Raw genomic sequence first — 3,358 nt, 5'->3', positions numbered from 1 at the left:
CCTGAAAACCTGCCTGACCCGTCTGCAGGACACCGCCGAACACCTGACCGATCAGGCCAAACAGTCCGACGCCCTGGCGCACAACAGCTCCAGCGGCCTGGAACGCCAGCGCGTGGAAACCGAACAGGTCGCCACCGCCGTCAACCAGATGGCCGCGACCACTCAGGAAGTGGCGAGCCACGTGCAGCGCACCGCCGACGCGACTCAGGAAGCCAATCGCCTGACCGGTCGCGGTCGTGACATCGCCGGCGAGACTCGCGAAGCCATTCAGCGTTTGTCGGTGGTCGTCGGCGAAACCGGCCTGACCGTGACCCAACTGGCCAAGGACAGCGACGAAATCGGCGGCGTAGTTGACGTGATCAAAGGCATCGCCGACCAGACCAACCTGCTCGCCCTCAACGCCGCCATCGAAGCGGCCCGTGCCGGCGAGATGGGCCGTGGTTTCGCGGTAGTGGCTGACGAAGTTCGCCAACTGGCGCAACGCACCAGCGAATCGACCGGGCAGATTCATGCCCTGATCGCCAAGTTGCAGCAGACGGCTTCGAGTGCCGTGCAAACCATGGAAGCCGGGCATCGTCAGGCCGAAGAAGGTGTGGCGCGGGTACTGGAGGCGGATCAGGCACTGGTCGGGATCAGTGAAGCGGTGGCCAACATCACCGACATGACCACGCAGATTGCTGCGGCGACGGAAGAGCAAAGTGCGGTGGCTGAAGAGATCAGCCGCAACATCAGCAATATTTCGGAACTGGCGGATCAGACTTCCGAGCAGGCGCATAACTCGGCGTTGTTGAGTGAAGAGCTGACCAAGACGGCGAATACGCAGTACTCGTTGGTGGAGCGGTTTAACCGCTGATTGAACTGGCGATAACAAAAAACCCGGAGGGCGAGAGCTTCCGGGTTTTTTGTTGCTTGTCTGAAAGTGATGGTGCTTGGCAGACCGCTTTCGCGAGCAAGCTCGCTCCCACATTGGAACTGCTTGGGACCACAGTTTTGTGTCCGACGACAATCTCCTGTGGGAGCGAGCCTGCTCGCGAATAGGCCTTCTCTGCCGACGACGATCTCACTCAAGCAATGCAGACACTGCCTACAACTCGCCCAGAATGAGCCGACTGGTGCTCGTTGATGCCAGGTTCTATCGTTTGCCGGTCAAAACTTATTCACATAAGCTGGTCAGCATGAATACACATCCTTCGGAGGCTCCGATGGCCACCACCCGAAAAACCGACAAACCCAGCAAAAAGGAAGTTCGTGAAGAACTGACATTCCTTGATGTTCGGCAAGCCGCGCGTGATGGGCAGAAAGTGTTCGATAAATTTGTGATCACTGGCAGGCTACCTATTACAAAGTAGGCCTGGATGCCAGCCATCAAAATTTCTGCACTTTTTGAACGAATCAAGAACTGGCAAAACTTTGCTGCACACTTCTACAACTACAAAATTTGCGATGAATTACCTGCCATTTTCGGGCGGGATGAACGACTCGATCTGAGCGACATGCACCACATCCACCTTGCCAGTACACAGTCACTGCAGGCTCGATGGGCAAAAATCAATCGCCAGTATTACCGGACAGCATTGGTTAATGATGCTGACAATGACTTTTGGCTGATTTATGCCTATGACGCTTTTCGGGATGAGTACTTGCTACTGACAATCACCGGCCCGGATGCCCATAACCGAAGCGAGTGGGGGTCATTTTTGCGCACCGTGCATTGTGAAATCGTTGAACCCTGGGCATTAGGCAGGATTATCTTTCCCGATCTGGATGATTTGTGACTCAAAGAGCTGATCGAGACCGGCAACAAGCGAAAGATCGCTACCTGCGCACCGTCCATGCCCGATGATCTGTAAGGACTGTTGCAGGCTGCGATCCTTTGATCCTGCAAAACCGGGTAGCGAAAGCTTCCGGTTTTTTATTGCGTGTCTGAAATTGATAGTGCTTGGCAGACCACCTTCGCGAGCAGGGCTTGCTCCCACTTTGGAACGTAGTGGGATCACAGATTTGTGTCCGACGACAATCCCTTGTAGGAGTGAGCCTGCTCGCGATGAGGCCATAACAGCCGGCGAAATTACTGAGGCAACTTCAGCTTATCCAGCAGTCGATTGACCAACAGCTCGTTGAGCATGATCACCTGTTGCAGCGCCAGCAGCGGTTTGCGCTCCGGGCCGCCGATTGAGTTGGCGATGTTGCCGGCCATGGCATGGGCGTATGAAAGCGACTCGCTCGCCTCGACCAGCAGGGTTTCGTCGTCCAGCGTGGGATCAACGAGATAGACGGGGCGAAACTTGGGCGAGCTTGGCGGGGCCGCCAGGTCTTCGGGCTTGAGGTAGTAGTCGAGGGCGCGGTCGGTTGCTTCTTTGACCTTTTGCGAGCTGAGCGCTGGGTCGTGGGGGATTGGGTCTGTGGGTGGTGGGTTTGGTGTGATTTTGAACATAGATAAAGCTCCAATTTGAAAAAACGGGAGCCATCACCCTCGCTACCAAACGGCGGGTGGCGGCCATGCGCGGGTTGGTAGACCGGTCAAATTGGGTAACCCGGCGCTCACAGAGGAGCCCCACGCATGCCCACCATACAAAGCCATATCTCAAAAAAGGAGACAGCATCGACGGTGTCGCAACAACGACAATTTAAAGCGGGCTACCAAACCCGATCACTGATTTGCAGTGACGGGCAAACGATATAGCCCGGCCTATAGCCGCGTAAGCCGGCGGATTCTGGCGTACGCGTAGGTAACGGCGCAAGGTGTTGTAGGCTCGATGGCGTAACGGACTGTGTGATTTAAACGTGCTTGCGCAATCATGTTTACGCACAGGAAATGCTGGACAGTGATCGCTTCCAGTTCTTTATCGTGTCAGCAGAATCGCCCCTCACCCTAACCCTCTCCCCGAGGGAGAGGGGACTGACCGAGGTGTTTGGGCAAGGTACACCGACGTGCGATACCGCGTTGAACTCCAGCTTTGAAAAGCACACATATCGGCCCTTCTCCATCCCAGAGAAAGGTGACTGATCGAGGTGTTTGGGAGAGCTACGCCGACGTGAAATACCGCGTTGAACTCAGATTCTGAAACAGATCAAAAGCCCCTCACCCTAACCCTCTCCCCGAGGGAGAGGGGACTGATCGAGGTGTTTGGATGAGGTACGCCGACGTGCGATACCGCGTTGAACTCAGATTCTGAAAGGCTCACAAATCGGCTCCCTCTCCCTCTGGGAGAGGGCTGGGGTGAGGGAAAATCCACCACAAATCCAAAGCCGACCACACTGTGGTTCTTCACCACTCAACAGGATGAGCGTTAGCTCGGCTGCAGCTTTTGATCTGTAAGGCGACATCGGAAGGCTGAGTGGAGGGATTGATCCGGGG

4 protein-coding genes are annotated in these 3,358 nt (G+C 55.8%); 3 read left to right on the top strand and 1 reads right to left on the bottom strand.

The window, feature by feature from the left end; translation table 11 throughout:
• The 3 genes from DBR24_RS15935 to DBR24_RS15920 form a co-directional block, all read left to right on the top strand.
• Window positions 1–853: methyl-accepting chemotaxis protein (locus tag DBR24_RS15935; protein ID WP_146189061.1), on the top strand; the 853-nt coding region annotated here is incomplete at its 5' end.
• 259 nt (window positions 854–1,112) lie between these two features.
• Complete coding sequence (locus tag DBR24_RS15925; RefSeq protein WP_128615234.1) at window positions 1,113–1,349, top strand: hypothetical protein; 237 nt, start codon at window positions 1,113–1,115, stop codon at window positions 1,347–1,349.
• Between the two features lie 6 nt (window positions 1,350–1,355).
• The gene (locus DBR24_RS15920) at window positions 1,356–1,775 is read left to right on the top strand and encodes a type II toxin-antitoxin system YafO family toxin (RefSeq protein ID WP_123463541.1); all 420 of its coding nucleotides are present in this window, start codon (window positions 1,356–1,358) and stop codon (window positions 1,773–1,775) included.
• A 293-nt stretch (window positions 1,776–2,068) separates the two neighbouring features.
• Here the strand turns inward: DBR24_RS15920 and DBR24_RS15915 are convergent, their stop codons facing one another.
• Window positions 2,069–2,434, bottom strand: a complete 366-nt coding sequence (locus DBR24_RS15915; protein WP_128615233.1) for a DUF6124 family protein — start codon at window positions 2,432–2,434, stop codon at window positions 2,069–2,071.
• Window positions 2,435–3,358: the final 924 nt, after the last annotated feature.

Origin of the sequence: Pseudomonas sp. HMWF006, assembly GCF_003061205.1 — a bacterium.
Lineage (GTDB): Bacteria > Pseudomonadota > Gammaproteobacteria > Pseudomonadales > Pseudomonadaceae > Aquipseudomonas > Aquipseudomonas monsensis.
This window is presented reverse-complemented; position numbering and strand designations above follow the sequence as displayed.

What these genes read in the sequence shown, in the direction of transcription:
- DBR24_RS15920 (WP_123463541.1), top strand. Translation starts at nt 1,356, where the DNA reads ATGCCAGCCATCAAAATTTCTGCACTTTTTGAACGAATCAAGAACTGG.
- DBR24_RS15915 (WP_128615233.1), bottom strand. Translation starts at nt 2,434, where the DNA reads ATGTTCAAAATCACACCAAACCCACCACCCACAGACCCAATCCCCCAC.